General features: G+C 65.9%; 8 protein-coding genes and 1 pseudogene. All 9 read left to right on the top strand.

Features of this window, described 5'->3' with window-relative positions; all coding sequences use genetic code 11:
• Nucleotides 1-2: 2 nt before the first annotated feature.
• Nucleotides 3-2,255: a penicillin acylase family protein gene (locus ASC93_RS18945; protein WP_229412793.1), complete on the top strand. Its 2,253-nt coding sequence runs from the start codon at nucleotides 3-5 to the stop codon at nucleotides 2,253-2,255.
• Between the two features lie 132 nt (nucleotides 2,256-2,387).
• Nucleotides 2,388-3,017 carry a PEP-CTERM sorting domain-containing protein gene (locus tag ASC93_RS18950; protein WP_056445753.1) on the top strand — a complete coding sequence of 210 codons (630 nt, stop codon included), beginning with the start codon at nucleotides 2,388-2,390 and terminating at the stop codon, nucleotides 3,015-3,017.
• 151 nt (nucleotides 3,018-3,168) lie between these two features.
• Entirely contained in the window at nucleotides 3,169-3,789 is a 621-nt protein-coding gene (locus tag ASC93_RS18955; RefSeq protein WP_056445756.1) for a PEP-CTERM sorting domain-containing protein, read from the top strand.
• Between the two features lie 87 nt (nucleotides 3,790-3,876).
• Nucleotides 3,877-4,428, top strand: coding sequence for a thymidine kinase (locus tag ASC93_RS18960; protein WP_056445759.1), 552 nt, complete (start codon nucleotides 3,877-3,879; stop codon nucleotides 4,426-4,428).
• 12 nt (nucleotides 4,429-4,440) lie between these two features.
• Nucleotides 4,441-5,001: a hypothetical protein gene (locus tag ASC93_RS18965; protein WP_056445762.1), complete on the top strand. Its 561-nt coding sequence runs from the start codon at nucleotides 4,441-4,443 to the stop codon at nucleotides 4,999-5,001.
• A gap of 167 nt (nucleotides 5,002-5,168) precedes the next feature.
• Nucleotides 5,169-7,433, top strand: a complete 2,265-nt coding sequence (locus tag ASC93_RS18970; protein WP_056445767.1) for a carboxy terminal-processing peptidase — start codon at nucleotides 5,169-5,171, stop codon at nucleotides 7,431-7,433.
• Between the two features lie 188 nt (nucleotides 7,434-7,621).
• Nucleotides 7,622-8,398 carry a PEP-CTERM sorting domain-containing protein gene (locus tag ASC93_RS18975; RefSeq protein ID WP_157202007.1) on the top strand — a complete coding sequence of 259 codons (777 nt, stop codon included), beginning with the start codon at nucleotides 7,622-7,624 and terminating at the stop codon, nucleotides 8,396-8,398.
• 148 nt (nucleotides 8,399-8,546) lie between these two features.
• The gene (locus ASC93_RS18980) at nucleotides 8,547-9,749 is read left to right on the top strand and encodes an acyl-CoA dehydrogenase family protein (protein WP_056445774.1); all 1,203 of its coding nucleotides are present in this window, start codon (nucleotides 8,547-8,549) and stop codon (nucleotides 9,747-9,749) included.
• Nucleotides 9,750-9,814: 65 nt separating this feature from the next.
• Nucleotides 9,815-10,166 (top strand): annotated as a pseudogene (locus tag ASC93_RS32270) (acyl-CoA dehydrogenase family protein); the annotation flags it as partial.

Raw genomic sequence — 10,166 nt, forward strand, 5'->3', positions numbered from 1 at the left:
CCATGACGATGTCCCGCCCGAGCCCGGTCGCCGTCGCCTGCGCCGCGTTGTTCGCGCTGGCGCAGCCCGCGCTTGCCGAAGCGCCGGCGCCTGTCGCCGCGACGGTCCGTGCGGCCTTCGCGCCGGCCGAGCTGGCGCGCATGCGGGCGACGGCGCGGCGCGTGACGATCATGCGCGACAAATGGGGCATCCCGCACGTGTTCGGCAAGACGGACGCCGATGCCGTGTTCGGCATGCTGTTCGCCCAGGCCGAGGATGACTTCAACCGCGTCGAGCTCAATTACATCAATGCGCTGGGGCGGCTGGCCGAAGTGGAGGGCGAGCAGGAGATCTGGCGCGACCTGCGCATGAAGCTGTACATCGACCCCGCCGACCTGAAGGCGAAGTATGCGGCGAGTCCGGCCTGGCTGAAGACGTTGATGGATGCGTATGCGGATGGCCTGAACTGGTATCTCGTCACGCATCCGCAAGTGAAACCGAAGCTGCTCGTGCGCTTCGAGCCGTGGATGGCGCTCGCGTTCAGCGAGGGCAGCATCGGCGGCGACATCGAGACCATCGACCTGAAAGGGCTGGAGGCGTTCTACGGCAGGCAGATGGCGGCGCCGGTCGCGCTGGCCGACCTGGTTGACCTGGGCGGGGCGGGCAAGGGGTTCGACCCCGAGCCGCAGGGATCGAACGGCTTCGCCGTCGCGCCGCGGCGCACGGCGGGCGGCCACGCGCTGCTGCTGATCAATCCGCACACGTCGTTCTACTTCCGCCCCGAGATCCACATGGTCAGCGAGGAGGGCCTGAACGCGTACGGCGCCGTCACCTGGGGCCAGTTCTTCATCTACCAGGGCTTCAACGACCGGATCGGCTGGATGCACACGTCGGGCGGCGGCGACGTCATCGACGAGTACCTGGAAACGGTGACGCGGCGCGACGGCACCTGTGTCTACAAGTACGGCACCGCCGAACGCACGGTACGCGAGAAGACCATCACGCTGCCGTACCGCACGGCGCACGGCTTGGCGACCCGCACGGTCACGGCGTACTTCACGCACCACGGGCCCGTGATCCGCGCGCAGGACGGCAAGTGGGTGGCCGTGCGCATGATGGCAGATCCGGTGCACGCGCTGATGCAGTCGTACGGGCGCACGAAGGCGCGCGACTACGCCGCGTTCTACAAGGTCATGGCGTTGCGCACGAATTCGTCGAACAACACGGTGTATGCGGACGCCGACGGGAATATCGCCTACTTCCACGGCAATTTCATCCCGCGCCGCGATCCGCGCTTCGACTGGACGAAACCGGTCGACGGCAGCGATCCGGCGACCGAGTGGCACGGTCTGCACGACGTCAAGGAGACGATCACCGTGTTCAACCCCGAAAGCGGGTATGTCTCGAACACGAACAACTGGCCCTGCACGGGATTCGGCGCGAGCAGCCCGGATTGCTCGGCGTATCCGCGCTATATGTGGTCGCTGCCGCAGAATCCGCGCGGCATCCACGCCGAACGCGTGCTGCACGATGCGCACGAGCTGACGCTCGACGGCCTCATCGCCAAGGCCTACGACAGCTATCTGACGGCGTTCGAGCCGCTCGTCCCGAGCGTGGTGAAGGATTGGGACGCACTGCCGGACGGCGCTCCGCTGAAGGCGCGGCTGGCCGGCCAGGTGGCGTTGCTGCGCGGGTGGGACCTGCGCTTTTCGACGGCGTCCGTGGCGACGTCGCTGGCCGTGTACTGGGGCCAGGACATGGTCAGGGAAGCGTCGGCCCGCGCGAAGGCGCAGGGGATGCCCGTGATCGACTTCGTGCAGACGGCCTTGCACCCGCAGGAGCGCCTCGACGCGCTGGCGCGCGCGAGCGACAAATTGCAGGCCGACTTCGGCAGCTGGAAGACGCCGTGGGGCGAGATCAACCGTTTCCAGAGGCTGTCCGGCGCCGTCGACCAGCAGTACGACGACGCCAGACCGAGCCTGCCGGTCGGCTTCACGTCGGCGAACTGGGGTTCGCTGGCCTCGTTCGGCATGACGGCGCGGCAGACGACGAAGCGCATCTATGGCGACCGCGGCAACAGCTTCGTCGCGGCCGTCGAATTCGGCCCGCACGTGCGCGCGAAGAGCATCCTGGCCGGTGGCGAGAGCGGCGATCCGGCGTCGCCCCATTTCACGGACCAGGCCGCGATGTACAGCCGCGGCGAATTCAAGGACGTCCTCTACACCAGGGCAGACATCGAAAAACATCTCGAGCGCAAATATCACCCTGGCGAATGAGCAGCCTGGGGCGCGCACTTTATACGCACCGCAAACCCGGGTGTAAATACCGCTTTCGACAAGTATGCAGTTTGCATTTTCCGATTTACTGGTGGTCGCCACACGGCTGTCCAACCAACCAAGGAGTGCATCGTGCGTATCCAATCGCTGCCGTTGTATTTGCTGAAACCGCTGTGCCTTGCCGCCATGTTGTGCGCCGCGGCCGGTGCCCAGGCGGGCATCACGGTTTACACGTCCCAGAGCGACTTCCTGAGCGCCGTCTCGGCGCCCGCCGTCGATACGTTCGACGACCTCACCATCGCACCGTACGGCGACACGGTCTTTCGTACGGCCGCCGCCTACAACTACCAGGCGTATTCCGACACCGGTATCTGGGGCGCGGGCGGTCCGACGGATTTCTGGCTGTCGAACAATACCCGCGACAACCCCATCGTGTTCTCGAACTTCACCGGCGGGGTGAGCGCCTTCGGCGGCCAGTTCTTCGCGTCGGACGTCGCCGGCCAGTTCGTGGACGGCAACGTCGTGCTGACGGCCGCCGACGGCGGCACGCTCACCTATAACGTCACGGGTGCGACGACGTCCTCGTTCGTCGGTTTCGTGTCGACGTCGCCCCTGTCTTCCGTGACCCTGGCCACGGACGGCGGCGCGTACTGGCCGACGGCGAACAACGTCGTGCTCGCGGTGCCGGAACCCGCCACCTACGGCATGATGCTGACGGGCATCGGCCTGCTGGGCCTGATGGCGCGCCGGCGCCGCGGCTGAGGCCATCCGCGCGCATCTTCCACACTCATCTATATACGCAGCACAAGACGGCCGCGAATGCACGGTCATTCAGATTGCATCGAATGCGGCACGGGTATGTACTTGGGGCCGGCCCGCCGGGTCATCCCATCGACTAACCTCGGAGAACAATGTGCGTACCCAATATCCGCTGTCCCTGAAACCCCTATGCCTGGCTGTCCTGCTGTGCGCCGCGGGCGCGGCCCGTGCCGACATCCATGTCTACACGAACGCGGCCGACTTCATGTCCGCCGTGTCCGCGCCGGGCATCGACACCTATGACGACCTGCGCGTGCAGCAATATGGCGACACGCTGCTCCGCAACGCCGGCAGCTACGACTACCAGGCGTATTCGTACGGCGCGTTGTGGGGTGCCGGCGGACCGGGCGATTACTGGCTGTCGAACAATACGCAGGCCGACACCATTGTTTTCAGTAATTTCTCCGGCGGCGTGAGCGCGTTCGGCGGCCAGTTCTTCGCGTCCGACATCGCCGGGCAATTCCTCCCGTCCGGCAGCCTGACCTTGACCGCGAGCGATGGCGACACGCTGAGCTATGCGCTGGACGGCGCCACGGAGACGTCGTTCCTCGGCTTCGTCTCGACGAGCGCGCTGGAGTCGGTCACGCTGCAGGCGAACGGCAGCTATTGGCCAACGGCCAACAACGTGATGCTGGCCGTGCCCGAGCCCGCCACCTACGGCATGCTGCTGGCCGGACTGGGATTGTTCGGCTTGGCCGCGCGGCGGCGGCGCTGACGCCGCCCGGCCCACCCTGGCGCCGCCGCATGCCGGATTGCTATAATCGCCGGATCGTACAACGGCATTCCAGGGCGGGGCAGGGCAGTGGCAAAACTCTATTTCAGGTATTCGGCGATGAACGCCGGCAAATCGACGTCGCTGTTGCAAGTGGCACACAACTACGAAGAGCAGGGCCAGAAGGTCCGGTTGTACACCGCCGCCATCGACGACCGCTACGGCGTCGGCCAGATCACGTCGCGCCTGGGCCCGCAGCGCCAGACCGACGTGTTCGACCCGCGCACGAACTTCCTGGACGACGCGCCGGCGGTGGCCTGCGTCCTGGTCGACGAAGCCCAGTTTCTGACGCGGGAACAGGTCGTGCAGCTGCACCAGCTGGCCCAGGTGCGGGGCGTGCCCGTGATCTGCTACGGCCTGCGCAGCGATTTCCGCGGCGACCCGTTCCCCGGCTCGGCCTACCTGCTGGCGCTGGCCGACGACATCGAGGAAATCAAGAACATCTGCACGTGCGGCAAGAAGGCGACGATGAACATCCGGGTCGACGCCGAGGGGCGCCGCATCCGCGAAGGCGAGCAGGTCAGCATTGGCGGCAACGAAAGCTACCGCCAGGCCTGCGGGCGCTGTTTCTACCTGGGCTGACGCGGCACGACCATGTCCTGGCCGGCAGGTTGCCTCGCCCATCTGCCCGCCTGGGCCTGCGGCCTGGGCGAGATCGCGCTGTACCTCGCGCCCTCGCTGGCGCTGGCATTCCTGATCTGGATGGTCACCAGGGCGCACCCCGTCTTTTTCCTGTTCAGCGCGGTCGGCACGTTTTGCCACGAGCTGGCGCATTTCGCCGTCGGGCTGCTGCTCGGCGCGGATCCGGTCGGTTTTACCATCATCCCGCGCCGCAACGGCCGCACCTGGGAGCTGGGGTCGGTGTCGTTTGCCAACCTGCGCTGGTATAACGCGGCGCCGGCGGCGCTGGCACCGTTCCTGGTGCTGCTCGTGCCGTTGGGCGTGGCGTGGTGGCGCACCCGCGCCGCCTGGCACTTCGGCCCGGCCGACCTGGCGTTGACCCTGCTCCTGGCGCCGCAGTTCCTGTCGTTCTGGCCGTCGCCCGTCGACTGGAAGCTGGCGCTGCGCAGCTGGCCTTATCTGTTGATCATCGCGGCGGCCGGCCTTGCCCTGTGCTGGTTTCAGACCAGTTTGTTTCGATTTGTAAAAGCGTAGGCGCCCGGCCGCCGTCAAGACTTAAGCTCGGCTGAAACGCGTACAAGCCGGCTCTGCGCCGCTGCGCTATCCTGTAGAATGGGTCGCATCCGCCGCTGCGTCGGCGCGACCGTCAGCCCTCCCGCCTGGCAGTCGCCATTGAATATCCCGTCCGGAGAACCTATAGAATGAAGAAGCAGATGTTGATGGTCGCGCTGGCGTTTGCCATGTCGGCCCACGTGGTCACGGCGCAGCCGGAAAAGGTCGCCGCCGTCCAGACCGACAAGGCCGCCATCGTCCAGCTCAAGCCATCCGTCGCCCAGACCCAGGCCGCCCTGTGGGCGTCGCGCGTGCTCGCGCGCTACCACTACAAGGCGATGCCGCTCGACGACGCGATGTCCGCGAAGATCTTCGACGCCTACTTCAAGGCGCTCGACAGCGAAAAGCTGTACTTCACCCAGGCCGACATCGACGGCTTCGCACCCGTGCGCAACAAGCTGGACGATGCGATCAACAACGAAGACCTGACGGTGCCTTTCCAGATCTACAACGTGTACCAGCAGCGTTTCTTCGACCGCATGGCGTACGCCCGTGAGCTGTTGAAGGGCAAGTTCGATTTCAACACGGACGAGACGCTGCAGATCGACCGCGAGAAGGCCGCGTGGGCAAAGAACGAGGACGAAGCGAAGGACCTGTGGCGCAAGCGCGTCAAGAACGACTGGCTGCGCCTCAAGCTGGCCGGCAAGGACGACAAGTCGATCCGCGAGACGCTGGACAAGCGCTACGAGGGCTACCAGAGCCGCCTCAAGAAGCTGAACAACGAAGACGTGTTCCAGATGTTCATGAACGCGTACGCGATGGCGATCGAGCCGCACACGAACTACCTGGGCCCGCGCTCGGCCGAGAACTTCGACATCGCCATGCGCCTGTCGCTGGACGGCATCGGCGCCGTGCTGCAGTCGCGCGAGGACTACACCGTGATCCGCGAAGTCGTCCCCGGCGGCCCGGCCGACAAGTCCGGCAAGCTGAAGGTGGGCGACCGCATCGTCGGCGTCGCGCAGGGCAACGGCCCGTTCACGGACGTGATGGGCTGGCGCATCGACGACGTCGTGCAGCTCGTGCGCGGCGAACGCAATTCGACGGTCCGCCTCGACGTGCTGCCGGCCGACGTCGGCCAGGACGGCAAGCACACGACCATCTCGCTCGTGCGCCAGAAGATCAGCATGGAAGAGCAGTCGGCCAAGAAGAAGATCATCGAGGTCACCGACAACGGCGTGAAGCGCCGCATCGGCGTGATCCAGCTGCCGACCTTCTACCAGGACTTCGAGGCGCGCCGCAAGGGCGACAAGGATTTCAAGAGCGCCACCCGCGACGTGAAGCGCATCCTTGGTGAACTCAAGAAGGAGAAGGTCGACAACGTCCTGATCGACCTGCGCAACAACGGCGGCGGTTCGCTGATCGAGGCCGTCGAACTGACCGGCCTGTTCATCGACAAGGGCCCGGTCGTGCAGCAGCGCAGCGCCGAAGGCCGCGTCGAGGTCGAGAGCGACAAAGATGCCGGCCTGGCCTGGGACGGTCCGATGGGCGTGCTGATCAACCGCGGTTCCGCATCGGCGTCGGAGATCTTCGCGGCCGCGATCCAGGACTATGGCCGCGGCATCATCATCGGCGAGCCGAGCTTCGGCAAGGGCACCGTGCAGACGCTGATCAACCTCGACCGTTTCTCGCAGGACGACAAGCTGAAGTACGGCGAGCTGAAAATGACGATCGCCCAGTTCTTCCGCATCAACGGCGGCACGACGCAGTTGCGCGGCGTCACGCCGGACATCAAGTTCCCGGTGACGTCGGATGACGACAACTTCGGCGAGCAGTCGTACGAGAACGCGTTGCCGTGGGTGCAGATCAAGCCGGCGACCTATATGCCGGCCGGCGACCTGAAGGAGCTGTTCAATCCGCTGCAGAAGAAGCATGACGCGCGCGTCGCCAAGGACCGCGACTTCCTGGACATCGAGCAAGACATCGCCGAAGCCCTCAAGCTGCGCAAGGACAACGTCATCTCGCTGAACGAAGCGGTGCGCCGCAAGGAGCGCGAGAGCCAGGAAGCCAAGGCGCGCCTGCGCGAATCGCGCCTGGCCGGCAAGGACAATCCGGACGAGCCGGTGTCGGGTCCGGGCAGCAAGGAGCAGCGCGGCAAGGTGCCGTCGCCGACGAGCCCGAAGAAGACGAATGTCGTGCTGAAAGGCGCGGCAGGCGCCGACGACGGCCTGCAGGGCGACGAGCGCAGCCTGACGGCCGAACTGGCCGCCGAGAAGGCCGCCAAGAACGCCAAGGACGTCTATCTGCAGGAAGCGGCACACATCCTGGCCGACGAGGCCGGCATGCTGAAGGCGGACACCCGGATGGCATCGCGCGCCATGCCGTACTTGTCAATGTTGAAACAGAATAGTAACTAATGAATTGTTAATTATTTTGTAGAAATTTCCGGGTTTTCACCCGGAAAGAATGACCGAAGGCGAGGCTCCCCATGGGGCCTCGCCTTTTTTTATGCCGTTCAATTGAAAATTGTGATTTTTGCAGCTGTGATACATTGGCTCAGCAGTTAAATTAAGAATAACTTTTCACACTGAGCAAGGAGTTCATTATGTCAACTCGTTACCTCATCGCGGCGGCTCTCCTGTTCGGAAGCGCGTGCGGGGCGCAAGCGGAAGTGGTCTCGGCAGCGGCCCAATCGGGTTTCCTGTCCGGATGGACCGGCGGCAACGGCGCGGATGTCGTCGGTTCCGGGGTGCTGGCGAACGGCGTCAGCCTGGTCGGCGGCGCGGCCTATGGCAGCGGTAACCTCGCCGAGGCGTTGTATCAAAAGGCGAGCGCAAGCGTCGGGCAGACCGGTACGGAAGTCAAATTGTCGTACTCGCAGGGTATCGAAGGCACGTATCTGCTGAGCACCAGCAACGCGAAGCTCGCGGCGATGCTGGGTAACGGCATGTCCGTGGTGTCCACCAGCGACGGCAAGGTCGTCACGCCGGGTCAGCTGGGTGGAGCGGGCAGCAGCGGAGCATCCGGCGGCGGCGGCGGTTCGTCCGGCGGCGGCGCGGCCGCTGGCGGCGGGTCCACCAAAGGCGGCGGATCGACCGACGTGGGCAACAGCGTCGACGGGGCGCCGTCGGGCAATTATGGCAATTCGGGCAATGGCGCCACGGTGATCACGCCGGCCGCGGGCGGGCAGACGGGCGGCGCGATCGTCGAGCTGCCGGTGCCGGCCCAGGATGCCGGCGACGGCGGCATCGATACCGGCATCGGCGCCGGCTTGCCGGTGAGCCTGCCGGCGGCCGCCGCCGTACCGGAACCGTCGTCGATCGCCCTGATGCTGGCCGGCATGCTGGGCGCGATGGGTGTCGTGCGTCGCCGCAAGCACTGATCCGCGGTTCGCAGTCATCACGCATTCGTCGCCCCCGCCCCGTGCGGGGGCGATGCTTTTGGGAGGCCCCCTCTTTATCGCCCGGTGATTTCAGGTACAATCTTTTGAACGGTCGTGCTTTTTTGGCCGGCACAACAAAGGAGACAACATGGACCTGACCTACACCGGCGACGACCTGGCTTTCCGCGACCAGGTACGCGCCTTCCTCGAGGCCGAGTTGCCGGCCGACCTGCGCCACAAGGTTCAACACCACCTGCGCCTGCACAAGGACGACTACGTCCGCTGGCACAGGACCCTGGCGCGCCAGGGCTGGGCCGCGCCCGGCTGGCCGCGCGAGTACGGCGGGCCGGGCTGGACGCCCGTGCAGCGCCACATCTTCGACGAGGAATGCGCCCGCGCCGGCACGCCGCCCGTGCTGCCGTTCGGCGTGAACATGGTCGCGCCGGTGATCATGGCGTTCGGCAGCCAGGCCCAGAAGGACTACTACCTGCCGCGCATCCTGGCGTGCGAGGACTGGTGGTGCCAGGGCTATTCCGAGCCGGGCGCCGGGTCCGACCTCGCGTCGCTGAAGACGACGGCCGTCCTTGAGCGGGACGGCGGCGGCGATCACTACGTGGTGAACGGCCAGAAGACGTGGACCACATTGGCCCAGCACGCCGACATGATCTTCTGCCTCGTCCGTACCGACCCCGGCGTGCGCAAGCAGGAGGGCATCTCCTTCCTGCTGATCGACATGCATGCGCCCGGCGTCACCGTGCGCCCGATCATCATGCTGGATGAAGACCACGAAGTAAACGAGGTCTTTTTCGACAATGTGCGCGTCCCGGTGTCTAACCTCGTCGGCCAGGAGAACAAGGGCTGGACCTATGCCAAGTATTTGCTGGGCCACGAGCGCACCGGCATCGCGGCCGTGGGCCGGTCCAAGCGCGAACTGGACCGGTTGAAGGCATTGGCGCGGCGCGAGCAGAAGGATGGCCGGCCGTTGCTGAACGACCCGCTGTTCGCGGCGAAAGTCGCCGACCTGGAGATCGAACTCATGGCGCTCGAGATGACCGTGCTGCGCGTGCTGGCCGACGCCCACAAGGCGCCGGGCCCGGAAGCGTCCGTGCTCAAGGTGCGCGGCACGGAGATCCAGCAGCGGCTGTCGGAGCTGATGGTCGAGGCGGCCGGCCCGCTGGCGCTGCCGTTCGATGCGGCCTATCTCGACGGCGCGCGCGAACACAGCGCCATCGACGACGACTTCGCCGCGCCGCTGCTGCCGCATTACTTCAATGTCCGCAAGACGTCGATCTACGGCGGATCGAACGAGATCCAACGCAACATCATCTCCCAGATGATCCTGGGCCTGTGAGGAAAGACATGGACTTCAACTTCAAGGAAGAGCAACTGCAACTGGCCGATGCCCTCAAGCGCTGGATCGCACGCGACTATACGTTCGACGCCCGCCGCGCGATCGTCGGTTCGCCCGCGGGCGTGTCGGACGCCGCCTGGGGCACGCTCGCCGAACTGGGCCTGACGGCGCTCCCGCTGCCGGAAGCGCACGGCGGCTTCGACGGCGACGCGGTCGACATGTTCGTCGTCATGCAGGAACTGGGCCGCGGCCTCGTCGTCGAACCGTATGTCGCGACGATGCTGGGCGCCGAGTTCCTGCGCCGCGGCGGCGCGCACGGTGAGCTGCTGGACCGCGTCGCGGGCGGCGCGCTGAAGCTGGCGTGCGCGCTGGGCGAACGCCAGTCCCGCCACGACCTGCGCGACATCGCCACGCGCG

The organism is Massilia sp. Root335, assembly GCF_001425685.1.
Classification (GTDB): Bacteria; Pseudomonadota; Gammaproteobacteria; order Burkholderiales; family Burkholderiaceae_D; genus Telluria; species Telluria luteola.